Consider the following 25423-nt stretch of genomic DNA (forward strand, 5'->3'; position numbering starts at 1 on the left):
CCATTCTCAGCCCGCGCTCCACTGCGGGTCGCGCCCGCTCAGCGCCAGCGCGCGGGTGAGTCCGGTGGCGCCGGGGACGTCCACCTCGTCGGTGAATCCCTCGTACTGGCGGTAGAGCGCGGCCGTCTTCTCGACGGTGGCGAGGACGTACGCGGCGGCTTCCCCGGAGATCCGGAACTCCTGGCCGGTGGCGCGGGCCACGTCCCAGCCGTGCAGCACGATCTCCTCGACGAGCATCGCGGCGGTGTCGGCGGCCGGGGACGCGGAGTCGCCCTCGCCGATGGTGCCTTCCCAGACGGCGGGGTCGGACCAGGCGGCGACGGCCCGGTCGAGCCGGTCGGCGTACCGGTCGGCCCAGTCGGCGTCGGCGGTGAAGTCGCGGGCGATCAGCTCCTCGGGGAGCTCGGTGCGCCGGGCGCGGTGCTCCATGCCGTGCGAGGTGTAGAGGACCCAGTGGTTGAGGAGGGTGCGCAGGTCCCAGTCCGCGCAGGGGGTGGTGGTGGTCTCCAGCTGTGCTGCGGTGATGCCCCGGGCCACACGGGCGGCCTCGGCGGAGCATTCGGTCATGTGGGCGTGCTCGTTCTTCATGCGCCCCAACGTAGGCAGGCGCGCGCGGCCGGTCTTGAAGAAAGGCGACAGGTGCCGGGCGCGGCGGGTGTACGGGCCACGGATAGGCTTTCCGGTGCGCGGAAGAGCGCTCGCGCCCGTACGAAGGAGCAGCCGCACGTGACCACCACCGCCCCTCTGTCCCCCTCCGTCGTCACGGCTCCGGTCCCGGTCATCCGGGCCGCCGAGGTCTCTCTCGTGCGCGACGGGAACGTCCTGCTCGACGCGGTGTCGCTCACCGTGCGCGGCGGGGAGCACTGGGCGCTGCTGGGCGCGAACGGGGCCGGCAAGAGCACCCTGCTCGGGCTGCTCGGGGCGGTGACGCATCCGACGCGCGGGTCGGTCGAGGTGCTGGGCCGGACGCTGGGGCGGGTGGACCTGCGGGAGCTGCGGACCCTGCTCGGCCATGTCAATCCGCGCCATCCGCTGCGTTCCCCGCTGACGGTGAACGAGGTGGTGCTGACCGGTCTGACGAACTCGGTCGAGCCGGTGCCGCGCTGGTCGCCGGGCCCGGGGCAGCGGGAGCGGGCGGAGCGGCTGCTGGCGATGCTCGGGATGGGCGGCAAGACGGGGTCGCGCTGGCCGGCCCTGTCGCAGGGTGAGCGCGGCCGGACGCTGATCGCCCGGGCGCTGATGCCGCAGCCCCGGCTGCTGCTGCTCGACGAGCCGGCGACCGGGCTCGATCTGGCCGCCCGGGAACAGTTGCTGGACAGCCTGGACGCGTTGCGCGAGGAGCATCCGGAGCTGGCGACCGTGCTGGTGACCCATCATCTGGAGGAGCTGCCCGCCTCCACCACGCACGCGATGCTGCTGCGCGGCGGGCGGTGCCTGGCCTCGGGGGCGGCGGACGAGGTGCTGACCACGGACCTGGTCAGCGAGTGCTTCGGCCATCCGGTCCGCATCAGCCGGACGGACGGCCGCTGGGCGGCCCGGGCACGGCGGGCGCCGCGGGCTCAGTAGCCGGGTGCGGCCTCGAAGGGCGTGGCCTGGTGGTAGTAGAGCAGCCAGCCGGCCGTGGTGCGGCGCCAGAGCGAACTCCGGTGGGCGCGCCTGCCCTTGGCCTCGGTGTCGAAGGTGAGGTGGACGAGCCCGTCGGCGAGGTGCACGCCGCGCATGCGTGAGGCGGTGAGCCGGCCGGGGCCCGGGGCCCGCCCGGAGACGAGCAGGTCGATGATGGTGTCCCGGTCCCAGTGGCGGCCGGTGGTGTCGACCTCGTGGTAGTCGGGGTGGAGGACCTGGGCGAGGAGGTCGGCGGAGGTCCGGACCAGGGGGTCCAGGAGCCGGAGTTCCCCCTCGATGGCCGCGGCCACGCCCGGCGCCGGTCCGGTCATGCCCGCCTCCCGCCCGTATCGGTCGTCATGGGGCAAGCGTAGGACGCTGCGGGCGGACCGTGCGGCCGCCGCGCCCCGTGGGGGAGGGCGCGGTGGCCGACGGCCGGTCGCGCTGTTACTCGACGATCTTCAGGAGCTTGTTCGCCGTTCCCTCGGTGGCGTTGCCGATGGCGTCCGGGGTGGCCCCATCGGTCAGGGCCGTGGCGACCTCGTCCGGGGTGGCGTCCGGGTGCCCGGCCAGGTAGACGGCGGCGGCGCCGACGACGTGCGGGGTCGCCATCGACGTACCGGAGATGGTGTTGGAGCCGGTGTCGCTGTCGTTCCAGGACGAGGTGATGTCGGAGCCCGGGGCGTAGAGGTCCACGACCGAGCCGTAGTTGGAGAACGACGACTGCTCGTCGTCCACGGTGGACGAGGCGACGGTGATGGCCTCGGGGACGCGGGAGGGGGAGCCCCCGCCGGCGTCGCTCGACTCGTTGCCGGCGGCGACCGCGAAGGTGACGCCGGAGGCGATGGCCTTCTGGACGGCCGCGTCGAGCGCTTCGTCGGCGCCGCCGCCCAGGCTCATGTTGGCGACGGACGGGCCCTGGTGGTGCTCGGTGACCCAGTCGATGCCGGCGACGACCTGCTCGGTGGTGCCGGAGCCGGAGTCGTCCAGGACGCGGACGGCGACGATCTTCGCGTTCTTGGCGACGCCGTAGGTGGCCCCGGCTATGGTGCCGGCGACGTGGGTGCCGTGGCCGTTGCCGTCGTCGGCGCTGTCGTCGTTGTCGACGGCGTCGAAGCCGGAGCTGGCGCGGCCCCCGAACTCCTCGTGGGTGGTGCGGACGCCGGTGTCGATGACGTACGCGGTGACGCCTTCGCCCGCGCTGTCCGGGTAGGTGTACGCGTGGTCGCCGGCGGTCTCCGTCTGGTCGATGCGGTCCAGGCCCCACGAGGGCGGGTTGTCCTGGGTGGCGTCGATGTGGAACTTCTTGTTCTGGACGACCTTGGAGACGGCCGGGTCGGCGGCGAGGCGCTTGGCCTCCGTCTCCGAAAGACCGCTCGCGGAGAAGCCGTTGATGGCGGAGCTGTAGTTGCGCTTCAGCTTTCCGCCGTACTCCTCGGCGAGTTCCGCCTTGTCCGCCTTCTGGTCCAGCATCACGATGTAGCTGCCGGAGACCGCGGTCGCCGCGTCGGCGCCGTAGATCTTGCCCATGGCCGGAGCGGGTGTCGCTCCGGCGAACGGGGTGCCCAGCAGGGTGACGCCGGCGGCGGCCGCGACCGCGGTGATGGAGGCGGTCAGCTTGAACCGGCGTGCGCGCTTGTGAATGGCCATGAAGAGGGGTCTCCTCGTCATTCTTTGTGGGGGGATTGACCTCCGGCCGGAAGATCTCCGGGGGTTGGCTCGAAACCCTGACCGATTGACGCGCGCAGATCAATACCTCGCTACAGCTCCGACGCACTCGCCAACCTTTCGTCACAGGACGGTCGCAGGAGCCCCTCGATACGCCGATCACCTTTACGTGTAAGGGGCTTCGATCCTCCTTCTCGGGGGCATGCCCCGTCCCCAGGACGGAGAGGGACCGCGTCCGGCTCGCCGGAGAGCATGACGAACTCGCTTTATGCCGCCCCTACCTTCGAATCGGGAGGCGGCGGCGATGGGCCGGTGCCGGTCACGAGGGGGCAGGCCCGTCATGGGGAATGTGGATTCGGCGCGGACGCGGGGGCCGCGGGTGCGGGGCGTCGCGGCCCGGGCGGGCGGCTGGAGCGCCCGGCACCGCTGGGCGGCGGTGACGATCTGGGTGCTGTTCGTCGTCCTGGCCATGGGCCTCGGCTCCGCGGCCGGCCGGGTCGACGTCAAGGAGAGCGAGCAGATGTCCGGCGAGGTGGGCCGGGCCGTGCAGATCATCGAGGACGCGGGGCTCAAGGACCCGGCCGGCGAGACCGTGCTCATCCAGTCGGAGGGCGGGGGCGGGGCGGTGGCCGGGTCGGCCGAGTTCCGGGCGGCCGTCGAGGACGTCATCGAGGCCGTGCAGGACACCGGTGAGGTCACCGCCGTCACCTCGCCGTACACCACCAAGACCATTTCGGCCGACGGGCACAGCGCGCTCGTGCAGTTCGAGATGAAGGGCGACCCCGAGACGGCGAGCGACCGCGTGGCACCCGTGCTGGCGGCCGTCGAGAAGGTGGACGGCGCGCACGACGGCCTCCTGATCGAGGAGATCGGCGGCGCCAGCATGGGCAAGACCTTCGACGACGCCTTCGGCAGCGACTTCCAGCGGGCCGAACTCTCCGCCGTGCCGGTCGCGCTCGGCATCCTGCTCATCGCCTTCGGCGCACTGGTCGCGGCACTGCTCCCGGTCGCCCTGGCTCTCACCGCGATCATGGCGACCATGGGCCTGATGGGTGTGGTGAGCCACTTCCAGCCGATGAGCGACACCGCCAACTCGGTGATGCTGCTGGTGGGTCTGGCCGTGGGCGTCGACTACTGCCTGTTCTACCTGCGCCGGGAGCGCGAGGAGCGGGCCAAGGGGCGGGACCCCCGGACCGCGCTGATGATCGCCGCCGCGACCAGCGGACGCGCCGTCGTCGTCTCCGGTGTGACGGTCTGCGTCGCGATGGCGGGCATGCTCTTCACCGGCATCGCGGAGTTCGAGGCGATGGGCCTGGCCTCGCTGATGGTCGTCGCCGTCGCCATGGTCGGCTCCGTCACCGTGCTGCCCGCGCTCCTCTCGCTGCTCGGCGAGCGGGTCGAGAAGGGCCGGGTGCCGTTCCTGAACCGCCTGAAGCGCTCCGAGCGGGGCGGCGCCGACGGCGAGAGCCGGGTCTGGCGCGCGGTGCTCACCGCCGTGCTGCGCCGCCCGTGGACCGCGCTCGTGGTCGCCGCCGGGGCGCTCGCCGCGATCGCCCTGCCGGCGCTCGGCATGCACACCCAGAACCTCACCCTGGACCAGGAGTTCGGCGACTCGCTGCCGATCGTGCGGACCTACGACCGGCTGAACGAGGCGTTCCCCGGGGGCGCCGACCCGGCGCAGGTCGTGGTGAAGGCCGACGACATCGGCGCCGCTCCGGTGCGCGAGGCGCTGGAGGAGTTCCGCCGGCAGGCCGTCTCCTCGGGCGCTTCGAAGGGCCCGGTGGACATCGTGACGCACGACGCGGAGAACGTCGCGGTCATCGACGTGCCGCTGGTCGGCGGTTCGGACCAGGCCGCGGCCGAGAAGAGCCTGGACCTGCTGCGGGACACCGTGCGTCCGGCGACGCTCGGCAAGGTCGACGGGGTGGAGGCGCCGGTCACCGGACAGGTCGCCGGTTCGAAGGACTTCAACGACCAGATCGTCGGCTCGGTCGTGCCGGTCTTCGCCTTCGTCGTCGTCTTCGCCTTCCTGCTGATGCTGCTCTGCTTCCGGTCGCTGACGGTGGCCATCACCTCGATCATCCTCAACCTGCTGTCGGTGGGCGCCGCCTACGGCATCCTGACGGCGGTCTTCCAGCACGGCTGGGGCGCCTCACTGGTGGGCGCCGAGGGCGTCGGCGCGATCATCTCCTGGCTGCCCCTGTTCCTCTTCGTGATCCTCTTCGGGCTCTCGATGGACTACCACGTGTTCGTGGTCTCCCGTATCCGTGAGGCCCGCCTCCAGGGCCGCAGCACCCGGGACGCCATCGCCCACGGTGTCGTCACCACGGCCGGGGTCGTCACCAGCGCCGCCGTGATCATGGTCGCGGTGTTCGCCATCTTCGGGACGCTCTCGATGCAGTCCATGAAGCAGATGGGCGTCGGCCTGGCGGCGGCCGTGCTGATCGACGCGACGATCATCCGCGGGGTGCTGCTCCCGGCCGCGATGGCCCTGCTGGGCGACCGCAACTGGTACTTCCCGAACTGGCTGCGGTGGCTGCCCGACATGACGCACGACGAGTCGTACGACGACGAGCCGGTCCTGTCCGCGCCGGCGCGCGGCGGTGAGGAGCCGGAGCGGGTCGGCGTCTGACCCGGGCTGTACCTACGTGGGCCCTCCTCCCGGACCGCCGGGAGGAGGGCCCACGCCGTTCAGCGCTGGTAGCGGGCCAGGACCCGGTTGCCGTCGGTGACCAGACGCTCCTTCAGTTCGGCCGCGTCGATCGCCCCGCTGTAGTACTCCTGGAGCGCGGGCGTCGCCACCTTGTCCTTCCACTCGGGATAGCCGCGCACCGACTGGGCCGGGGCGGACCGCAGCGACCCGGCGAGCGCGGCGCCGGTGGCCCAGCCCCGGTCCGCGGTGTGCAGGGAGGGGTCGGCCAGCGCCTCGGTGCCGGTGGGCAGCATCCAGTCCCCCTTGGCCAGCCGCACCATGTTGGCGGGCTTGAGCAGGAAGTCGATGAACCGGACGGCCTCCTTCTTGTGCGGGCTGTCCTCGGCGACGGACAGGGTCTGCGGGCTGACCCCCTGCGCCAGCCCGTCCCGGCCGGCCGGGGCCGGCAGCACCGTCCACTCGAAGCCCTTCGGGGCCTGCTCGACGACCTGCTGGCGGTACGAGAACCCCAGCGGCACCATCGCGTACTTGCCGCCGAAGAAGCCGGGCAGGGTGTCGCCGCCGCCCATGCCGAGCGCGGTGCGGGCGGCGCTGTGGTCGGTGTTGACCTGGTCGTGGATGGTGTCCGGGACCACCTGGTCGCCCTCCCCCATCGCGACGGTCACCTTGCCGTCGGCGCCCCGGTGGAAGAGCTCGCCGCCCGCCGAGAGGCCGAGGTTGAGGGTGACGGAGACCGGCTCCTTGAGCGGCCAGGCGACCCCGTAGCGGCCGTCGCCGGTCAGCTGCTCGGTCACCCGGCGGAACTCCGGCCAGCTCCACGGCCTCTCGGGGGTGGGGATGCGGACCCCGGACGCCTTGAGGATCTTGGTGTTGGCGATCAGGACGCGGGGCTCCTGGAGGAAGGGGACGCCGTACACCCCGCCGTCGAAGGTGGCCGTCTCCCAGCTGTTGCGCGGGATGCCCTCGGTCAGCGCGTCCGGGAGGAGGGGGCGGAGGTCGGCGAGGTAGCCGCCGTACGCGAAGTCGGCGAGGTCGTCGGAGGCGTCGTGGATGACGTCGGGCGCCTCGCCGCCCTCGAAGGAGGTGAGGAGCTGGTCGTGGACGCTGTCCCAGCTGCCCTGGACGTATTCGACCCGGATGTCGGGGTGGGCCGCGTTCCACTCCTTCACCAGCTGCTTGTTGATGTCGACGGACTCCTTCTGCCAGGCCAGCGACTGGAAGCGGAGGGTGATCTTCCCGTCCGCGTCGCCGTCACCGTTCCCGCCGCAGCCGGTGAGCAGCAGCGCGAGCGCGGTGGCCGCCCCGGCTGCCGTACGTACCAGCGCGCGCATCAGCTCTTCACCGCCCCGGCCAGCATGCCGCCGGTGATCCGCCGCTGGATCAGGGCGAACAGCACGAGCGAGGGGAGGGTGGCGAGGAACGCGGCGGCGGCGAGCGGCCCGAGGTCGGCGGCGCCCTCGGCGCCGAGGAAGTGCGTCAGTACGACCGGCAACGTCTGCTTCTCCGGGGTCTTGAGGAGGACGAGCGCGAAGAAGAACTCGTTCCACGCGGTGATGAACGCGAAGAGGGCCGTGGCGACGATCCCGGGGGCCAGCAGCGGGGCGGTGACCGAGACCAGCGTCCGCAGCCGCCCGGCCCCGTCGACCGCCGCCGCCTCCTCCAGTTCGCGCGGCACGGCCCGTACGTATCCGACGAGCATCCACAAGGCGAAGGGCAGCGCCCACACCACGTAGACCAGGATCAGGCCCCAGAGGGTGTTGATCAGGTGCAGGTTCTTCAGGATCAGGAAGAGCGGGATGATCAGCAGGACGAAGGGGAACGCCTGGCTGACCACCACCCAGCCGGTGGCGGCCGTGGCGAGGCGGGTGCGGTGGCGGGCCATCACATAGGCCATCGGGGTGGCGATCAGGACGGCAATCAGCCCGGCCGAGAGCGCGGCGATCAGCGAGTTCGCGGTGGCCCTCAGCAGCGGCTGCTCGTCGAACGCCTGCCGGAAGTTGTCCAGCGTCGGGTGCTGCGGAATCCAGGTCGGGTGCAGGGAGCCCAGCTCGGGGGCGGGCTTGAAGGCGGTGGAGATCAGCCACAGGAAGGGGAACGCCAGGAAGACCAGGTAGCACAGCAGCGCCACGTACTGCCCGGCGCGCACGGACCGTTTGGTACGCATGCTCATCGGTCGTCGCCTCCCCTGAGCCGCCCGGCGAGATACACGGCGAGGATCACGGAGATCACCGCGACCATCACACAGCCCATCGCGGCGGCGTAGCCGAACTGCCCGTAGCGGAAGGCCTCCTCGTACGCGAAGAGCATCGGCAGCCGGGTCCGGCCGCCGGGGCCCCCGTTGGTCAGGACGTAGACCAGGGCGAAGGAGTTGAAGTTCCAGATGAAGTTGAGCGCGGTGATGGAGAGGGCGACCGGTCTGATGGCGGGCCAGGTCACCGTCCGGAACCGGCGCCAGGCGCCCGCCCCGTCCAGCGCGGCGGCCTCGTGGAGTTCGTGCGGGGTGTTCTGGAGCCCGGCCAGCAGGGCGACCGTGGTCTGCGGCATCCCGGACCAGACGCCGACGACGATCACGGCCGGCAGCGCGGTCGCGAGCCCGGTCAGCCAGTCCCGGCCGTCCCCGAGGCCCAGGTCGCGGATGGTCTCGTTGAGGATGCCGGCGTCCGGGTTGTAGACGAGCCGCCACATGATGCCGACGACGACCTCGGGCATCGCCCACGGGATGATCGCCAGGGCGCGGGCCAGCCAGCGCATCCGCAGGTTCTCGTTGAGCAGCAGGGCCAGGCCGAGGGCCAGCACGAACTGCGGGACCGTGACGCCGACCGCCCACACCAGGCCGATCCGGAACGACTCCCAGAACAGCCCGTCGTGCAGCAGGTCCTGGAAGTTCAGCGTGCCGGTCCACTGCGTGGCGCGGGTGCGGCCGGACTGGGCGTCGGTGAAGGCCAGCGCGATGCCGTAGAGCAGCGGGCCGACGCTCAGGACCAGGATCGGGATGAGGGCGGGGAGGACCAGGAACCAGGTGCCGGCGCCCCGGTCGAGCCGGCCTTCGGTGCGCTTGCCGGCGCGTTTGCCGGGCGGCCCGTGCCGCCCCGATCCCACGGTCGCACTCGCCAATGTCATGATTACGCCCCCTTTGCGTCGTTCGACCGGCTACTTGCCGTTCTGGCCGCTCAGGTGGCCTCCGTCATCGTGCTGACGGGCCGCCGGTTCGTCAAGGCAACCTGCACGGATGCGAAAATCGGACCATGAACGAGATGGAAGCGCGCGAGGTGCTGGCCGCCGCCGGGTTCCCCGGCGGCTCGGAGCTGCTGGCGCTCGGTGAGAACGCGGTGTTCACGGCCGACGGCCTCGTCGTGAAGGTCGGCCGGGACGCCGCGCGCCACCCCGAGCTGCTGGAACGGGCCGAGCGCGAGGTGGCCGTCGCCCGGTGGCTCGCGGCGTCCGGGGTCCCCGCCGTGCGGGCGGCCGGGGACGGGGCGCGGCAGGTCGGCGGTCACCCGGTGACCGTGTGGCACCGGCTGTCCGAGGCGGTGCGGCCCGCCGAGCCGCGCGATCTGGCTCCCCTGCTGGCCGCCGTCCACGCGCTGCCCGTGCCGGAGGACTTCGCGCTGCCGCGCCGGGAGCTGCTGGGCGGCGTCGAGCGGTGGCTGCGGCTGGCGGGCGACGCGATCGATCCGGCCGACGCGGCGTATCTGCGCGAGCGGCGCGACGGGTTCGCGGCGGCGGCAGCGGCGCTGGTCCCGCATCTGCCGCCGGGGCCGATCCACGGGGACGCGCTGGCGCGCAACGTCCATGTCGGGGCGGACGGGCCGGTGCTGGTGGATTTGGAGACCTTCTCCTCCGATCTGCGCGAGCACGATCTGGTGGTCCTGGCGCTGTCCCGCGACCGGTACGGGCTGGCGGCCGAGGCGTACGACGCGTTCACCGAGGCGTACGGGTGGGACGTACGGGAGTGGGACGGGTGCGGGGTGCTGCGGGGGGCGCGGGAGACGGCGAGCTGTGCGTGGGTGGCGCAGCACGCGCCCTCGAACGATGCCGCTCTCGCGGAGTTCCGGCGGCGGGTGGCGTCCTTGCGGGACGGGGACCCTGCGGTGCGGTGGTATCCGTTCTGAGTCGGTGAGGTCCTCCGGCGCGCCGGACCAGCGTGTGTCCTCAATCGCCGGACGGGTTTGATTGTGCCGCCTGCCGTGTTCTTCCCGCAGCCGGAATCCGGGCAGAAACCCAAGCCCGTCCGGCGATTCAGGACAACGCGCGGGTCAGGCGGTCGTGCGCACCGGCTCCCGCACCGGCCACTGGCCGTCCACCACCGCGTCCGGGGTGCCCTTGCGGCGGAGGAAGTCCTGGAAGTCCGCCGCCCACTCCGCGTGCCAGGTGATCTGGCGGGCGTGCAGGGCGTCCGCCGCGAGCTCCGCGACGACGCGGTGCCGGGCGGCTATCGCGTAGGCCACCCGGACCGCGGCCAGGGCGTCCGCCGCCGCGTCGTGGGCGCCGCCGTGGACCACGCCGTACTCGACGCAGACCGCCTCCAGATTGCGCTTGCCCTTGCGGTAGCGGTCGACGGCCCGGTCGATGGTGTACGGGTCGATGACGGGGCCGACGGGCGCGCCGCCCAGCCGGTCGGCGAGCGGAGGCAGTCCGTGGCGGTGCAACTCGGCGGTGAGCAGCGTCAGGTCGAAGGCGGCGTTGTACGCGACGACCGGGACGCCCCGGCGCCAGTAGCCGGCCAGCGTGTCGGCGATCTCGTCGGCCACCTCGCGCGCGGGGCGGCCCTCCGCCGCCGCCCGCTCGCTGCTGATGCCGTGGATCGCGGACGCCTGAGCGGGGATGCGGATGCCCGGGTCGGCCAGCCAGGTGTGCCGGGCCGCCGGCTCACCGTCCCGGTCGTCCACCGCGATGACCGCGGCCGTCACGATCCGGGCCTCCAGCGGGTCCGTCCCCGTCGTCTCCAGATCGAAGCCGACCAGCGCGTGCCGGTGCCAGCTCATCCCGTACCTCCTTCATGGTGCTCCCCCGGATGACGACCACCCTCGCACGGGCCACTGACAACGCCGCTCAGGAGACCGGCCGGGAGTCGCTCCACACCGACTCGAACTCCTCGCGGTACGTCTCGAACAGCCCGTGTTCGTACCCCTGCCCGGCCCGGACCACCGCACGCCCGCCGCCGCGCAGCACCAGCACCGGTGCCTCCATGCCGCGCGCCCGGCGCAGATAGGTCTGGACGACCCCGACCGCGTCGGCCCCGTCGCCGTCCACCAGGTAGGCCGTGAAGCGCGGGGTCTCGTCGAAGACGTGGATCTGGAAGGCGTCCGGGTCGCGGAGCTTGGCGCGCACCCGGCGCGTGTGCAGGATGTTCATCTCGACGGACCGGCTCAGCTCGCCCTTCTTCAGGCCGAGCTCCCGTTCGCGGCGCTTGACCGCGCTGCTGGCCGGGTTGATGAAGAGCAGCCGTATCCGGCAGCCCGACTCGGCGAGCCGGATGAGCCGGCGTCCGGAGAAGTTCTGCACCAGGAGGTTGAGCCCGATGCCGATCGCGTCGAGCCGGCGGGCGTCGCCGAACAGGTCCTCGGCGGGCAGCTGGCGCTGGAGGCGCACCCGGTCGGAGTGGACGGAGACCACGTCGGCGTACCGGTCGCCGACCAGCTCCTCGACGGCGTCGACCGGGAGCCGGTCCGCGGAGGGCACGCCCGCGCCGCTGCCCAGCATCTCCAGGAGCCGGGCGGAGGCCCGTTCGGCCTGGGCGAGCACCGCCTCGTTGAGCGCGCGGTTGCGGGAGACGACGTTGCGGGCGACCTCCAGCTCGTCGAGCGCCAGTTCGACATCGCGGCGGTCGTCGAAGTACGGCTCGAAACAGGGCCAGTGCTGGACCATCAGCTCGCGGAGCTGGGGCAGCGTGAGGAAGCTGAGGACGTTGTCGTCGGCCGGGTCGAGCAGATAGCCCTTGCGGCGGGAGACCTCGCGCACGGCGACCGCGCGCTGCACCCACTCCTGGCCGGCGGGCCCGGCGGCGGCCACCACCCAGTCCTCGCCGTGGACGGGCTCGTAGATCGGCCGGAGCACCGCCGCGACGACGGCGCGCAGCCGCTGTTCGACGAGATTCAGCCAGATGTAGGCGCGCCCGGCCCGCTGGGCGCGCGTGCGCACCTCGCTCCAGGCGTCGGCGTCCCAGTCCAGCTCCGCACCGATCTCCAGGGGCTGTGCCAGCGAGACCGCCCCGGGCGGGACCTCGGCCACGTCCCCCTCGTGACCCGCGTCACCCGGGGGCAGCTCGAACCCTCCCGAGCTCACCCACGCACCGCCTTCCACTCCCCCACCAACGATCAAGGAAGGGTACTCCGGGAGCGGGAGCCGGTGCAGCCGGATGCGCAGGCTCCTTTACCAACTCCCCATCGAATCAAACCTGTTCCGGTCGGCCGGTTCGACGGGAGTGAGCGGATTCATAGGGATTAAACACCCCAGCGGGGGCCGCGGACCGGACGGCCGCCGGCGGGGAGCGATCGGAGGCCGGTTCCGGGCGACACGGAGAGGCACGAGGTTGACCGACGGGCCGACGTCCTAGGTAAGGGGCGCTCTTTCGGGGAAGATCTGGCCCGGGGAGAGGCGGCCCGCGTTCCCCAGGGCGACCGCGGCAGGACGGGAAGAGTCGAATCCATGCAGGTGTGGCCGGGACAGGCGTATCCGCTCGGTGCCACGTACGACGGCGCCGGGACCAATTTCGCGGTCTTCTCGGAGGCCGCCCACCGAATCGAGTTGTGCCTGCTGCACGACGACGGTTCCGAGACGGCGGTGGAGCTGAGAGAGACCGACGCGTTCGTCCGGCACGCGTACCTGCCCGGGGTGATGCCCGGTCAGCGCTACGGATTCCGCGTGCACGGCCCGTACGAACCGCAGCGGGGCATTCGGTGCAACTCCGCCAAGCTGCTCCTGGACCCGTACGCCCGCGCGGTGTCCGGCCGGATCAAGTGGGGCGAGGCGGTCTACGGCTACCCGTTCGGGAAGCCCGACGCGCGCAACGACCTCGACTCCGCCCCGCACACCATGACGTCGGTCGTGGTGAACCCGTACTTCGACTGGGGCGACGACCGGCGCCCCCGTACGGACTACCACCGCACGGTGATCTACGAGGCCCATGTGAAGGGCCTGACGATGCTCCATCCGGGGCTCCCCAAGGAGCTGCGCGGCACGTACGCCGGGCTGGCGCACCCGGAGATCATCGCCCACCTCACCGAGCTGGGGGTCACGGCGATCGAGCTGATGCCGGTGCACCAGTTCGTCCAGGACCACCGGCTCGCGGACGCGGGGCTCGCCAACTACTGGGGCTACAACACGATCGGTTTCTTCGCCCCGCACAACGCGTACGCCTCCTGGGGCGACCGGGGCGAGCAGGTCCTGGAGTTCAAGCAGGCCGTGCGGGCGCTGCACCAGGCGGGCATCGAGGTCATCCTCGACGTGGTCTACAACCACACCGCCGAGGGCAACCACCTCGGGCCCACGCTCTCCTTCCGGGGGTTGGACAACGCCTCGTACTACCGGCTGACCGACGACCAGCGGTACTACATGGACACCACGGGCACCGGGAACTCGCTGCTCATGCGGTCGCCGCACGTGCTCCAGATGATCATGGACTCGCTGCGGTACTGGGTGACCGAGATGCATGTGGACGGCTTCCGCTTCGACCTGGCGGCCACGCTGGCCCGGCAGTTCCACGAGGTGGACCGGCTGTCGTCGTTCTTCGACCTGGTGCAGCAGGACCCGGTGGTGAGCCAGGTGAAGCTGATCGCCGAGCCGTGGGACGTGGGCGAGGGCGGCTACCAGGTGGGGAACTTCCCGCCGCTGTGGACCGAGTGGAACGGCAAGTACCGCGACACGGTCCGGGACCTGTGGCGGGGCGAGCCCCGGACCCTGGCCGAGTTCGCCGGCCGGCTGACCGGGTCGTCGGACCTGTACCAGGACGACGGGCGGCGCCCGCTCGCCTCGATCAACTTCACCACCTGCCACGACGGCTTCACCCTGCACGACCTGGTCTCGTACAACGACAAGCACAACGAGGCCAACGGCGAGGGCAACCGGGACGGCGAGAGCCACAACCGGTCGTGGAACTGCGGCGCCGAGGGCGAGACGGACCGGGCCGAGGTGCTGGAGCTGCGCGAGCGTCAGATGCGCAACTTCATCGCGACGCTGATGCTGTCGCAGGGCGTGCCGATGCTCAGTCACGGCGACGAGTTCGGGCGGACCCAGCAGGGCAACAACAACGCCTACTGCCAGGACAACGAGCTGGCGTGGGTGCACTGGCCCGAGCCGGCCGCCGCGGTGGGCGAGGACGGCGAGGACGAGGACGTCGAGCCGGACGGCGCGGAGCGGGGCATGAGCCTGCTCGAATTCACCCGGGCGATGGTGTGGCTCCGCCGCGACCACCCGGTCTTCCGCCGCCGCAGGTTCTTCCACGGCCGCCCGGTGGAGGGCACGCACGACGAGCTCTCCGACATCGCCTGGTTCACCCCCGAGGGTCAGGAGATGACCCAGCGGGACTGGCAGGCCGCCCACGCGAAGGCCCTGACGGTGTTCCTGAACGGACACGCCATCTCGGAGCCGGGGCCGCGCGGGGAGCGGATCTCCGACGACTCGTTCCTGCTGATGTTCAACGCGAGCGCGGAGACCCTGGAATTCGCCGTGCCCGTCAACCACGGCCGGCAGTGGCACGCCGTCGTGGACACCGCGCGCCCGGCCGGGGTGCTGCCCGGGGCCGGGCCGAAGGTGGCGGCGGGCGATCGGGTGACGCTGGTGGGCCGGAGCATGGTGGTGCTGCAACGGCCGGCCTGACCGGTCGCGCGGGGCCGCCGGCGTCACCCCGTCGTGCCCTTGTGCCGGGCGGGGTGACACAGGCGGCCTTGATGTGGGTACGAAGGGTTCCATGACGCCCACCGCCACGTACCGCCTCCAGCTCCAGCCGGAGTTCCCGTTCCGCGCCGCCGAGGACGCCGTGCCGTACCTCGCCTCGCTCGGCGTCTCCCATCTGCACCTCTCCCCGGTCCTGGAAGCGGTGCCGGGCTCCCGGCACGGCTACGACGTCACCGACCACAGCCGGGTACGGGCCGAGCTGGGCGGCGAGGAGGGGCTGCGGCGGCTGGCGGGCACCGCGCGGGAGCACGGGCTCGGCCTGGTCCTGGACATCGTGCCCAACCACATGGCGGCCGACCCCGTCCACAACCACGCCCTGCGCGAGGTGCTGCGCGAGGGGCCGGAGTCCCGGTACGCCCGCTGGTTCGACATCGACTGGGCGGCCGGCGACGGGCGGATGCTGCTGCCGGTGCTGGGCGGCCGGATCGGCGACGAGATGGAGCGGATGCGGGTCGACGGCGAGGTGCTGCGCTACGGCGAGCAGGAGTTCCCGCTCCGGGCCGGCACCGCCCGCCTCCCGCTCCCGGAACTGCTGGACGCCCAGCACTACCGGCTCGGCTGGTGGCGGCTGGCCCGTACCGAGCTGAACTACCGGCGGTTCTTCACCATCGCGGACCTGATCGGGGTGCGGGTGGAGGACCCGGAGGTCTTCGCCGCCACCCACGGCAAGATCCTCGAACTGGTCCGGGACGGGGTGGTCGACGGTCTGCGGATCGACCACCCGGACGGTCTCGCCGACCCGGCCGGCTATCTGGAACGGCTCTCCGAGGCGAGCGGCGGGGTGTGGACGGTGGTGGAGAAGATCCTCACCGGCTCCGAGCGGCTGCCGGCCGGCTGGGCCGTCGCCGGGACCACGGGCTACGACGCGCTGTACCGCGTCGACGGGCTCTTCACCGACCCGCAGGGCGCCGCCGAGCTGCTGGGCCACTACCGCGAGTCCGCGTCCCCGGCCGGCGACCGGGGCGGTTACTGGACGGCGACCGTGCGCCGGGCCGCGTACCGCGTCGTCACCCATGAACTGGCGGCGGAGACCGAGCTGCTGACCCGCCTCGCCTCCCGGATCTGCGCCGGCGACCCCGCGCTGCGCGACCACGCCCCCTGGGCGCTGCGCACCGCCGTGCGCGAGCTGCTGGTCCGCGTCCCGGTCTACCGCCCGTACGTGACGGCGGGCGGCCCCTGCTCCGAAGCGGCCGAGGCGACGCTCGACGCGACGACGGTGAGCGATGCCAAGGCGGTGTTCGCGGTACGGGACGAGGCCTCGGCCGTCGACGTGGTGCGGGACCTGGCGCTCGGGCGGCTGGGCGGCGGCGCCGACCGGGCGGCGTTCTGCGCCCGGTTCGCGCAGACGTCGTCCGCGCTGCGGGCGAAGGCGGTCGAGGACACCGCGTACTACCGGTACCTGCCGTTGATCTCGGCCAACGAGGTGGGCGGCGATCCGGGGCACCCGGCGGTCGAGCCGGAGGACTTCCACGCCTTCTGCACCCGGCTGGCGCGCGACTGGCCCGCCACCGGGACCGCGCTGACGACCCATGACACGAAGCGCAGCGCCGATGTGCGGGCGGGCATCGCGGTGCTGTCGCAGTGCCCCGGGCGGTGGGCGGGACTGGTGGCGGGGCTCGGGCGGTCCGCCCAGGCCGCGCCCGATCCGCAGCTGGCCTGGCAGGCGTGGCAGACGGCGGTCGGCTGCGCGGGCATCCCGGCCGGCGAGCGGGCGGCGCGGCTGGAGCCGGCGCTGCTGAAGGCGGTGCGCGAGTCGGGCCTGTTCACCAGCTGGACGGAGCCCGATCCGGTGTACGAGCGGATGGCGTCGGACTTCGTGGCCGCCGGGCCGGCCGCGGACACCGGCCCGGTGCGGTCCCTCGTGGAGGAGTTCGCCGCCCCGCTCGCCGCGCACGTGCGGGCGCAGTCGCTGGGCGCGGCGCTGGTGCACCTGACGATGCCGGGGGTGCCGGATCTCTACCAGGGCACCGAGCGCACGTATCTGGCCCTCGTCGACCCGGACAACCGGCGGCCGTTCCGGGAGCCGTCACCGGACGCGCCCGCCGACGAGAAGGCCGAGCTGACGAAGGCGGCGCTGCGGCTGCGGCGGGAGCGGCCCGCGGTCTTCGGCGAGTCGGGCACGTACGCCCCGCTGCGCGCCTCGGGCCCGGCGGCCTCGCACTGCGTGGCCTTCTGCCGCTCCGGCGAGGTCGTCACGGCGGTGACCCGGCTCTCGCTGCGGCTCGCGGAGTCGGGCGGCTGGCGCGGCACCCGGCTGGCGCTGCCCGACGAGGGCGTGTGGCGGGACCTCCTCACGCCGGGCCGCGCGTTCACGGGCGGCACGGCGGAGGCGGCGGAGCTGTTCGCGGACCGGCCGGTGGCGTTGCTCGTGCGGGGGTGAGGGCCGCCCTGGCTCAGCCCGGCCGGACGAGGAGGGAGCGCGGGCCCCGGGTCAGCAGGCCCGTGGCGGCCGGGCGGAAGCCCTCCGCCCAGCGGAGCCGCGGCATCGCGTCGAGCAGGGCGCGCAGGCCCTGTTCGGCCTCCAGGCGGCTGAGCGCCACAGCCGGGCAGCCCGCCGGGCCGGTGAGGGTGCGGTCCTGGTCCGGGCGGAACGGATCGAAGGTGTCCGGGGCCGCGAACCGCCCGGGGTCGCGCGCGGCGGCGCCGACGAGGCAGGCGACGGGCGCCCGCGCGGGGAGGGTGCCGCCGCTGAGGGTGACCTCGGCGACCGTGCGGCGCAGGACGACCTGGACCGGCGGGTCGCGGCGCAGCGACTCCGTCCAGGCCCGGCCGGTGAGCGCGGGTTCGATGCGCAGGGCGGCCAGCAGGTCGGGGTCGTCCAGCAGGTTGGCGAGGAGCGAGGCGAGCACGGTCCGGCGCAGGGCGGTGTCCCGGGCGCAGGGCCCGTCCCCGGCCGGCGCGGCGGGCAGCCAGCGGCAGAACTCCTCGACCAGGTCGGCCCGGGGGCTGCGGGCGATCCGCCGGGCGAGCACGAAGGCGGTGCGCTCCACGCGCTCGGCGAGCCGGTCCGGGACCGTGCCGGTCACCACGGTGTAGCGGTCGGCGGGCAGACAGCGCGGGCTGCCGTGGCACAGGCCGAGCGGCGCGGGCCCGCCCCGGGGCGCCCCGTCCTGCGGGAAGCCGGTGAACCGGGGGTCGGTGAGCGCGGCGGTCACATCGTCGTACCGGCTGACCAGCCAGGCGCCGAGCGGCGCGTCGTAGCTGAGCGGGTACTGCTCGCGCAGCATCCGGTAGAAGCGGTACGGGTCGCGGGCCGCGCCGCGCGCGAGGAGGCTCGGCCCGGTGCGGGGCCGGCCGGTCCTGCGGGACCGGGCCCGGGTGGCGTGGGCGTGCGGCTCGGGCGAGGTGGTCGGGGCGGGTATGTCTCGGGGCGCGTCTGCCTGCATGGCGGTTCCCCCGGGAGAGTCGGTACGCCGGTGGACGGCGCGGTCCTCCTCAGGGCATCACCTGAACGGTCGCGTCGCAGTCGGCGCGCGGCCGTTCAGGTGACACGGGGGGCCGCCTCGCCGGTGTTCCGGATGTCGGCCAGCAGGTCGGTGAAGGCGGCTGCCGCGCCGGTCAGCGGGACGCGGGAGAAGACGGCCAGCTCGCGGCGCCAGGCCGGGTCCACGGTGAGCAGGGCGCAGTCCTCGCCGACCGCGCCCCGGACGACGTGGGCGGGGGCGGTGGCGACGCCGACCCCGGCCGCCGCCATGCGTACCGCCGTCGAGGTGTGCTCGGTGCGCACCGCCGTACGCGGGCTGAATCCGGCGCGGGCGCACGCCCAGTCGAGGAAGGGGCGCCCCTCCACGACGGCCTCCATGGCGCAGCGCACCCAGAAGCGGTCGGCGAGTTCCTGGAGGCGGACCGAGGCGCGGCCCGCGAGCGGGTCGTCGAAGGGGACGACGAGGACGATGTCCTCCGCGCCGACGGGGACGACCGGGCCGCTCCAGCGGGCGGGCGGCGGGCCCACGGCGAGGTCGGCGGTGCCCCGCTCGATCTGGTCCTCCAGGGCCTCGGTGGTGGCGTACTCGTGCAGGACGAGGGCGACGCCGGGGTGGGCGGCACGCCAGCGGGCGAAGACGTCCGGGAGGATGCCGACGGCGATGGCGTGGACGGTGGCGATGTGGAGTTCGCCGCCCCGCGCACCGGCGGCGGCGCGCGCGGCGCGGCGGGCCTGGGCGGCGCTGCGTACGGAGCGTTCGGCGTGCGGCAGGAAGGCCCGGCCCATCGCGGTGAGCCGCACCCCGCGCGGCAGCCGTTCGAGCAGGGGGCCGCCGACGGCCCGTTCCAGGGCCTTGATCTGGTGGGAGAGCGCGGGCTGGGTGACGTGGAGCTGTTCGGCGGCCCGGGTGAAGGACGCCTCCTCGACCACGGTGACGAAGTACTCCATCTGCCGCAGGCTCAACGCGCCCTCCTGACATGAGCTCCGTGCATGGAGACCACACAAACATTGCCTTGGACTCATGGCAAGGACCGGGCGGAGGGTGGGGGCCATGACACAGGAGCAGCGGGTGGAGGAAGCGGACGTCGTCGTCATCGGCGGCGGGACCGGGGGGTATTCGACGGCGCTGCGGGCCGCCGGGCTCGGGCTGAGCGTGGTGCTCGCGGAGCGCGACAAGGTGGGCGGGACCTGTCTGCACCGGGGCTGCATCCCGAGCAAGGCGATGCTGCACGCGGCCGAACTCGTGGACGGCATCGCGGAGGCACGCGAGCGGTGGGGGGTGAAGGCGGTGCTGGAGTCGGTGGACTGGCCGGCCCTGGTGGCCACCCGTGACGAGATCGTGGCCCGCAACCACCGGGGCGTGCGGGCCCATTTGGCGCACGCGAACGTGGAAGTGGTGGCCGGGAGCGCCCGGTTGACCGGACCGCGCACGGTGCGGATCGAGGGGTACGGGGTGGTGGCCGCCCGGCGCGGCATCGTGCTGGCGACGGGCTCGCGGCCCCGGACGCTGCCGGGCCCGGCGGCGGACGGGCGGCGGGTGGTGACCAGTGACGACGCGCTGTTCGCGCCCGGGTTGCCGGATTCGGTGCTGGTGCTGGGCGGCGGCGCGATCGGGGTCGAGTACGCCTCGCTGCACCGGTCGATGGGGGCGCGGGTGACGCTGGTCGAGGCGGCCGACCGGCTCGTGCCGCTGGAGGACGCCGATGTGTCGCGCCATCTGACCCGGGGGCTGAAGAAGCGGGGCATCGACGTGCGGACCGGGACGCGGCTGCTGGAGACCGTGCTCCTCGACGACGGCGTACGGGCCACGCTCCGCACCCCGCGCGGGGAGACCCGCACCGTCGAGGCCCGGCGGCTGCTGGTGGCGGTGGGCCGGGTCCCGGTGACGGACGGGCTCGGACTCGCCGCCGCCGGACTGGCCACCGACGGGCGGGGGTACGTGGCACCGGCGGACTGGTCGCGGCTGGAGACCCGGGTGCCGGGCATCCACGTGGTCGGCGATCTGCTGCCGCCGCCGTCCCTCGGGCTGGCCCACGCCTCGTTCGCGGAGGGGCTGTCGGTCGCGGAGGCCCTGGCGGGGCGGCGTACGGCGGCGGTGGACTACGACGCGGTGCCCCGGGTCACGTACTCGGCGCCGCAGACCGCGGCGGTCGGGCTGTCCGAGGCGGCGGCGCGCGACGCGGGGCACGACGTGGTGGTCAACACGATGCCGCTGACCGCGGTCGCCAAGGGCATGGTGCACGGGCAGGGCGGCATGGTGAAGGTGGTCGCGGAGCGGGACGGGCGGGTGCTGGGCGTGCACCTGGTCGGGCCGCACGTCTCGGAGATGATCGCCGAGTCCCAGCTGATCGTCGGCTGGGACGCGGAACCCTTCGACGTGGCCCAGCACATCCACCCGCACCCCACGCTCTCCGAGGCGATCGGTGAATCCTTCCTCACCCTGGCGGGCCGGGGGCTGCACCAGCAGGCGTGAGCGCGGCCCTACGCGGGCGGCCGGAGCGCCGGTGCAGAGAGGCGGAACATCATGCGGCCGAAGCTCACCTGGTCCCCCTCGCGCACCGGGACCGTCCCGGTGACGCGCTGGCCGTTGACGCAGGTGCCGTTGGTCGAGCCGAGGTCCCGCAGCAGCCAGCGGTCGCCGTGCGCGGTCAGCTCCGCGTGCATCCGGGAGACGGTCTCGTGGCTGAGCCGCAGCCCGTTGCCCGGATCGCGGCCGATGAGCAGGGGGTGCGGGCTGGGGGCGGGCAGCAGCAGCTTGGGCAGCCGCTCCGCCCGCCACGCCCGGCGGACCCGCTCGGGAAAGCCGGAGACCCCGCCGACGACACGCAACAGCCCCCGCGACCAACGGCCTTCGCGCTCCAGGTCCTTGGTGAGGGCTTCCAGCTCCTCGGGGCGGCTGGTCGTCAGCGCCACCTCCATGCGCCGCATGAAGGTGTCCTGGGAGAGCTTGCCCTGGGCGGCGCCCTCCCTGAGGACCCCGAGGACACGGTCGCGCTGCGCGTCGGACAGGCGCGCGGTGGGCGTGTGGTACTCGAACGGGGACGTCACGGCTCGATTGTCGGTCCGACCGCCCCGGGGTGTCCAGAAGAACCCCGCTTTCCGCCCTCCTGACCTGCACCGGACCGCTGCGGATAACCGGGGGCGGCCCGTACGGAACGTTGCTAGGGTCGGCCGCCGCCGTCCGGAGACCACCGTGACGCGCCCCTTCACCTTGGGAGCCCAGTGCCCGACGCACCGCTTGATCTGACCATCCGTCCGCTGACCGGCCCCGAGGAGCTGAAGCTCTTCCTCGAACTGCCCTACGTCCTCGACCACGAACTGGCCGACGACCTCGCCACGGGCCGGCGCCGCCCGGAATGGATGTGGGTGGCGCTGTGCGGTGACCGGGTGGTGGCGCGGATCGCCTGGTGGAGCAGGGACGGCGCGGCGCCGCTGCTGCTCGACTTCTTCGACCTGGACGACACGCTGCCGCTCGCCGAGCGCGAGGAGGCCGGGCTGCGGCTGGTCGGGACGGCGACCGCCGCCGTCGTCCCCGCCGGGGCGCCGCGCCCCGAGTACGGGCGGTTCGTGCCGGCCGACTGGCGCGAGGACCCGGCGGTGCGCGAGGCCGTCGAGACCCGGGTCCGGATCATGGAGCGCACCGGCGCCCGAATGCTCGTGGAGCGGCTGCGCCTGGAGTGGCGCGCGGGGACCCCGGTGCCGGCCGCGCGCGGGCGGCTGCGGTTCCGGCCGGTGGCGGGGCGCGAGGACCTGCTCGCGCTGATGACGCCGGTGATGGAGGGCACCCTCGACGCGCACGGGCGGCAGGACCTGGCGTCCGGCCTGACGCCGCGCCAGGCCGCCGAGAAGCATTACGAGGAGGAGCTGGCCGGGTACGCCACGCCCCGGGAGTGGTGGCGCGTCGCCGAGCTCCCGGACGGCGAACCGGTGGGCTTCGTGATCCCGGCCCGTAACGACTACAACCCGATCATCGCGTACATCGGTGTGCTGCCCGCCCACCGCGGCCACGGCTTCATCGACGACATCCTCGCCGAGGGGACGCGGATACTGGCCGCGCAGGAGGGCGTGGAGCGCATCCGGGCGGCGACGGACCTCGGCAACGTGCCGATGGCGAAGGCGTTCGCCCGGCTGGGCTACGTCGACTTCGAGCGGGCCTTCGACATGGTGTGGGACGGCTGACGGCCGCCTCGCCGCCGTAGCACGATGGGCCGGGGCGACCGGGCCCCGGGAGCGAGGGAGTGCTGCATGTTGTTCGAGGTATGGGCACCCGATGCGGGGTCGGCCGTGCTGCGGCTGGCGGGCGAACCGCACCCCATGGAGCCCGATCCGGGCCGGCCCGGCTGGTGGACGGCCGAGGCGGAGGCCGCGGACGGCGACCGGTACGGCTTCGCCCTGGACGGCGGTCCGGTGCGCCCCGACCCCCGTTCGCGCCGTCAGCCGGACGGCCCGGACGGTGAGTCGGCGGTGGTCGACCACGACGCGTACACCTGGCGCTCCGAGTGGCCGGGGCGCGCGCTGCCGGGCGCGGTCCTGTACGAGCTGCACATCGGGACCTTCACCGCCGAGGGCACGTTCGACGCGGCGGCGGCCCGGCTCGGGCATCTCGCGGAGCTGGGCATCACGCATGTGTCGCTGATGCCGGTCTGCCCGTTCCCCGGGGTGCACGGCTGGGGGTACGAAGGCGTGTCGCTGTGGGCCGTGCACGAGCCGTACGGCGGGCCCGAAGGGCTCAAGCGCTTCGTCGACGCGGCGCACGGCCTCGGGCTGGCCGTCGTCCTGGACGTCGTCCACAACCACCTGGGCCCGTCCGGCAACTACCTCCCCGCCTTCGGCCCGTACTTCACCGAGACGCACCACACCCCCTGGGGCGCGGCGGTCAACCTGGACGCGCCGGGCTCCGACGAGGTGCGGGCGTACCTGCTGGGCAGCGCGCTCGCCTGGCTGCGGGACTACCGGCTCGACGGGCTGCGGCTCGACGCGGTGCACGCCCTGGCCGACACCCGGGCGCTGACCTTCCTGGAGGAGCTGTCCGCCGCGGCCGACGCGCTCGCCGCCGAGCTGGGGCGCCCGCTGCCGCTGATCGCCGAGTCCGACCTGTGCGACCCGCGCACCACCACCCCGCGCGCGGAGGGCGGGCTCGGGCTGCACGCGCAGTGGAACGACGACTTCCACCACTGCCTGCACACCGCGCTCACCGGCGAGTCCCAGGGCTACTACGCGGACTTCGCGGCCGCCCCGCTGGCCGGGCTCGCCAAGACGATGACGAGCGCGTTCTTCCACAACGGCACGTACTCCAGCTTCCGGGGCCGTACGCACGGCCGCCCCGTCGACGTCACCCGCAGCGCCGCCCACCGCTTCGTGGGCTACGCCCAGACCCACGACCAGATCGGCAACCGGGCCCTCGGCGACCGGCTCGCCGCCTCCCTCTCCCCCGGGCTGCTGGCCTGCGCGGCGGCCCTCGTGCTGACCGGCCCCTTCACGCCGATGCTGTTCATGGGCGAGGAGTGGGGCGCCCGCACCCCGTGGCAGTTCTTCACCGACCACACGGACCCGGAGCTGGCGGAGGCCGTCCGGACCGGCAGGCGGCGGGAGTTCGGGCAGCACGGCTGGGCGGAGGAGGACATCCCGGACCCGCAGGACCCGGCCACCCGGGCCCGCTCGTGCCTGGACTGGGACGAGCCCGGCCGGGAGCCGCACGCCCGGCTGCTCGCCTGGTACCGCGAGCTGATCGCCCTGCGCCGCACCCTGCCGGACCTGCGCGACCCGGACCTGGCGAGCGTGAAGGCGGCGTACGACGACGGGGCGCGGTGGCTCGCGGTGCGCCGGGGCGACCTGCGGATCGCGGTCAACCTCGACGGCCGGCCGGCCGCGATCCCGCTGGGCAACGGGCGGCACCGGGGCGGTCCGGGGCGGGTGCTCGCCGCGTGGCTGCCGGTGGAGCCGCCGGGGCCGGACGGGGCGCTGCGGTTGCCGCCGGAGTCCTGCGTGGTCCTCGCCGACGACTGACCGGCGGCCCCGCTCCTACTCCACGACCGCGAGTTCTCGGGCGGTGGCGTTGAGGCGGCGCCCGCCGTCCTCGGTGACGGTCACGATGTCCTCGATGCGGACGCCGAACCGGCCCGGCAGATAGATGCCGGGCTCCACCGAGAAGCACATGCCCGGCACGAGCGGCTGCTCCTCGCCCTCGATCATGTAGGGCGGCTCGTGGGTGGTGACGCCGATGCCGTGGCCGGTGCGGTGGATGAAGCGGTCCCCGTAACCGAATTCGGTGATCACCGCGCGGGCGGCCCGGTCGATCTCCTGGCAGGCGACGCCGGGGCGCACCGCCGCGCAGCCCGCCTGCTGCGCTTCGCGCACGATGTCGTGGACCCGCTGCTCCTCGGCGGTGGGTTCGCCGACGTGGACGGTGCGGGAGGTGTCGGAGCCGTAGCCGTGCTTGAGGCCGCCGAAGTCGAGGACGACCATGTCGCCGTGCTCGATGACGCGTTCCCCCGCCTCGTGGTGCGGGTTGGCGCCGTTGGGGCCGGAGCCGACCACGGTGAAGTCGACCTGGGAGTGCCCGTGCTCGGTGAGCAGCCGGGCCAGGTCGGCGGCGACGTCGGTCTCCTTCCGGCCCGAGAAGCGGACCTTCAGGATCTCCTCGTAGGCGGCGTCGGCGGCGGCCCCGGCGGCGGCGAGCCGGGCCAGCTCGTGGGCGTCCTTCACCGCGCGCAGCATCGGCAGCGCCCGGGTGAGCGACGCGTACGAGCTGCCGGGCAGCCGCCGCTGGAGGCCCAGGAGGTGCATCGCCCAGGCGTTGTCGCTGATCCCGTAGCGGCCCCGCTCGTCCAGCAGCGGGGCGGTGACGTCGTAGGGGTCCGTGCCGTCCGTCCAGTCGCGCAGGGTCAGGGCGGGGGCGCCGACGGCCTTCTCCGCGTCCGGTGCCTCCAGCGTCGGCACGACGAGCACGGGGTCCCGGTCCGCCGCGAGGACGAGGAGGGTGAGGCGTTCGGTGTCGGCGGGCGGCGCGTAGCCGGTCAGGTGGACCATGTCGGGCCCCGGTGCGACCAGTACCCCGGCGAGCCCGGCCGCGGCGGCGCTCTCGGCCGCCCGCGCCATCCTGGCCCGGTAGTCGTCGGCGGTGAACGGCGCGGGCTGGTTCGTGGACATGCGGGTCCTCCTGACGGCACGGAAAGGCC

At 73.5% G+C, this 25423-nt stretch carries 20 protein-coding genes; 8 read left to right on the forward strand and 12 right to left on the reverse strand.

Annotation, left to right across the window (positions count from 1 at the left end; genetic code table 11):
• Window positions 1–6: 6 nt before the first annotated feature.
• Entirely contained in the window at window positions 7–588 is a 582-nt protein-coding gene (locus ACFUJY_RS04625; protein WP_383294445.1) for a TIGR03086 family metal-binding protein, read from the reverse strand.
• Window positions 589–726: 138 nt separating this feature from the next.
• Between ACFUJY_RS04625 and ACFUJY_RS04630 the strand changes: the two genes are divergently transcribed.
• Window positions 727–1566, forward strand: coding sequence for an ABC transporter ATP-binding protein (locus ACFUJY_RS04630; RefSeq protein WP_383294448.1), 840 nt, complete (start codon window positions 727–729; stop codon window positions 1564–1566).
• Here ACFUJY_RS04630 and ACFUJY_RS04635 read toward each other — a convergent pair.
• Window positions 1560–1937 (reverse strand): DUF4440 domain-containing protein, encoded by a 378-nt coding sequence (locus tag ACFUJY_RS04635; protein WP_383294451.1) that lies wholly within the window; start codon window positions 1935–1937, stop codon window positions 1560–1562. The two genes, ACFUJY_RS04630 and ACFUJY_RS04635, sit on opposite strands and share 7 nt — an antisense overlap.
• A 115-nt stretch (window positions 1938–2052) precedes the next feature.
• Window positions 2053–3255 carry a S8 family peptidase gene (locus ACFUJY_RS04640; protein WP_383294454.1) on the reverse strand — a complete coding sequence of 401 codons (1203 nt, stop codon included), beginning with the start codon at window positions 3253–3255 and terminating at the stop codon, window positions 2053–2055.
• A gap of 358 nt (window positions 3256–3613) precedes the next feature.
• Between ACFUJY_RS04640 and ACFUJY_RS04645 the strand changes: the two genes are divergently transcribed.
• Entirely contained in the window at window positions 3614–5905 is a 2292-nt protein-coding gene (locus ACFUJY_RS04645; protein WP_383294457.1) for an MMPL family transporter, read from the forward strand.
• 59 nt (window positions 5906–5964) lie between these two features.
• Here ACFUJY_RS04645 and ACFUJY_RS04650 read toward each other — a convergent pair whose 3' ends face one another.
• From ACFUJY_RS04650 to ACFUJY_RS04660, 3 genes are read right to left on the reverse strand one after another with little or no spacing between them, the layout of a single operon-like run.
• Entirely contained in the window at window positions 5965–7257 is a 1293-nt protein-coding gene (locus ACFUJY_RS04650; protein WP_383294460.1) for an ABC transporter substrate-binding protein, read from the reverse strand.
• On the reverse strand, window positions 7257–8096 hold the full coding sequence (locus tag ACFUJY_RS04655) for a carbohydrate ABC transporter permease (RefSeq protein ID WP_383294463.1): 840 nt from the start codon (window positions 8094–8096) through the stop codon (window positions 7257–7259). Before ACFUJY_RS04655 ends, ACFUJY_RS04650 begins: the two co-directional genes overlap by 1 nt.
• Window positions 8093–9046: a carbohydrate ABC transporter permease gene (locus tag ACFUJY_RS04660; RefSeq protein WP_383294466.1), complete on the reverse strand. Its 954-nt coding sequence runs from the start codon at window positions 9044–9046 to the stop codon at window positions 8093–8095. Before ACFUJY_RS04660 ends, ACFUJY_RS04655 begins: the two co-directional genes overlap by 4 nt.
• A gap of 125 nt (window positions 9047–9171) precedes the next feature.
• Between ACFUJY_RS04660 and ACFUJY_RS04665 the strand changes: the two genes are divergently transcribed.
• Window positions 9172–10038, forward strand: coding sequence for a phosphotransferase enzyme family protein (locus ACFUJY_RS04665; protein ID WP_383294468.1), 867 nt, complete (start codon window positions 9172–9174; stop codon window positions 10036–10038).
• Window positions 10039–10182: 144 nt separating this feature from the next.
• Here ACFUJY_RS04665 and ACFUJY_RS04670 read toward each other — a convergent pair whose 3' ends face one another.
• A complete protein-coding gene (locus ACFUJY_RS04670) occupies window positions 10183–10911 on the reverse strand; it encodes a 3'-5' exonuclease (RefSeq protein WP_383294471.1) in 729 nt (242 codons plus the stop codon).
• A 67-nt stretch (window positions 10912–10978) separates the two neighbouring features.
• Complete coding sequence (locus ACFUJY_RS04675; protein ID WP_383294474.1) at window positions 10979–12211, reverse strand: SAV2148 family HEPN domain-containing protein; 1233 nt, start codon at window positions 12209–12211, stop codon at window positions 10979–10981.
• A 363-nt stretch (window positions 12212–12574) separates the two neighbouring features.
• Here ACFUJY_RS04675 and glgX point away from each other — a divergent pair, with 363 nt between their 5' ends.
• Complete coding sequence (gene glgX / locus ACFUJY_RS04680; RefSeq protein ID WP_383294477.1) at window positions 12575–14743, forward strand: glycogen debranching protein GlgX; 2169 nt, start codon at window positions 12575–12577, stop codon at window positions 14741–14743.
• Between the two features lie 91 nt (window positions 14744–14834).
• On the forward strand, window positions 14835–17201 hold the full coding sequence (gene treY, locus ACFUJY_RS04685; protein WP_383294480.1) for a malto-oligosyltrehalose synthase: 2367 nt from the start codon (window positions 14835–14837) through the stop codon (window positions 17199–17201).
• A gap of 13 nt (window positions 17202–17214) precedes the next feature.
• Here treY and ACFUJY_RS04690 read toward each other — a convergent pair whose 3' ends face one another.
• A complete protein-coding gene (locus ACFUJY_RS04690) occupies window positions 17215–18207 on the reverse strand; it encodes a cytochrome P450 (protein ID WP_383294483.1) in 993 nt (330 codons plus the stop codon).
• Window positions 18208–18302: 95 nt separating this feature from the next.
• Entirely contained in the window at window positions 18303–19208 is a 906-nt protein-coding gene (locus ACFUJY_RS04695; protein ID WP_383294486.1) for a LysR substrate-binding domain-containing protein, read from the reverse strand.
• Window positions 19209–19296: 88 nt separating this feature from the next.
• Between ACFUJY_RS04695 and lpdA the strand changes: the two genes are divergently transcribed.
• Window positions 19297–20718, forward strand: a complete 1422-nt coding sequence (lpdA, locus tag ACFUJY_RS04700; RefSeq protein WP_383294488.1) for a dihydrolipoyl dehydrogenase — start codon at window positions 19297–19299, stop codon at window positions 20716–20718.
• Window positions 20719–20726: 8 nt separating this feature from the next.
• Here the strand turns inward: lpdA and ACFUJY_RS04705 are convergent, their stop codons facing one another.
• Window positions 20727–21293 (reverse strand): FHA domain-containing protein, encoded by a 567-nt coding sequence (locus ACFUJY_RS04705; RefSeq protein ID WP_383294491.1) that lies wholly within the window; start codon window positions 21291–21293, stop codon window positions 20727–20729.
• 174 nt (window positions 21294–21467) lie between these two features.
• Here ACFUJY_RS04705 and ACFUJY_RS04710 point away from each other — a divergent pair, with 174 nt between their 5' ends.
• Both ACFUJY_RS04710 and treZ read left to right on the forward strand, forming a co-directional pair.
• Window positions 21468–22424, forward strand: coding sequence for a GNAT family N-acetyltransferase (locus ACFUJY_RS04710; protein ID WP_383294494.1), 957 nt, complete (start codon window positions 21468–21470; stop codon window positions 22422–22424).
• 66 nt (window positions 22425–22490) lie between these two features.
• Window positions 22491–24251 (forward strand): malto-oligosyltrehalose trehalohydrolase, encoded by a 1761-nt coding sequence (treZ, locus tag ACFUJY_RS04715; RefSeq protein ID WP_383294496.1) that lies wholly within the window; start codon window positions 22491–22493, stop codon window positions 24249–24251.
• A gap of 15 nt (window positions 24252–24266) precedes the next feature.
• Here the strand turns inward: treZ and ACFUJY_RS04720 are convergent, their stop codons facing one another.
• Window positions 24267–25394 (reverse strand): M24 family metallopeptidase, encoded by a 1128-nt coding sequence (locus ACFUJY_RS04720; RefSeq protein ID WP_383294499.1) that lies wholly within the window; start codon window positions 25392–25394, stop codon window positions 24267–24269.
• Window positions 25395–25423 lie beyond the last annotated feature (29 nt).

The sequence above is a fragment of the Streptomyces sp. NPDC057249 genome (assembly GCF_042669245.1).
GTDB lineage: Bacteria > Actinomycetota > Actinomycetes > Streptomycetales > Streptomycetaceae > Streptomyces.